The sequence below is a fragment of the Emticicia sp. 17c genome, assembly GCF_037153985.1.
GTDB lineage: Bacteria > Bacteroidota > Bacteroidia > Cytophagales > Spirosomataceae > Emticicia.
This window is the reverse complement of the sequence record NZ_JBBAYI010000072.1, coordinates 1-556: the sequence shown is the minus strand read 5'-3', so window position 1 is coordinate 556 and position 556 is coordinate 1. Positions and strand designations below refer to the sequence as shown.

Genomic DNA, 556 nt, shown 5'->3' with positions numbered 1-556 from the left:
CATCGAATGTAATAACTATTACGACCGGCACACCGCCAGTAGCACCAGTAATAGCGACAACCAAGACAGAGTTGTGTGGTACAGAGACAACGACCTTGACAGCGAGTGGTTGTACGGCTACTATCAAATGGAACACAGGAGCGACCGGTAGCAGTATAGTAGTAGGAACAGCCGGTGCAGGTACATACAGTGCAGTTTGTATGAACAATTGTGGTAGCAGCAATGCCTCGAATGTAATAACTATTACGACCGGCACACCGCCAGTAGTACCAGTAATAGCGACAACCAAGACAGAGTTGTGTGGCACAGAGACAACAACCTTGACAGCGAGTGGATGTAGTGCTACCATCAAGTGGAACACAGGAGCGACTGGTAGCAGTATCGTAGTAGGAACAGCCGGTGCAGGTACATACAGTGCAGTTTGTATGAACAATTGTGGTAGCAGCAATACATCGAATGTAATAACTATTACGACCGGCACACCGCCAGTAGCACCAGTAATAGCGACAACCAAGACAGAGTTGTGTGGCACAGAGACAACAACCTTGACAGCGAG

1 pseudogene is annotated in these 556 nt (G+C 48.2%); it reads left to right on the top strand.

What is annotated here, in order from left to right:
* Positions 1 to 556: pseudogene (locus tag WAA15_RS24535) on the top strand (hypothetical protein); the annotation flags it as partial.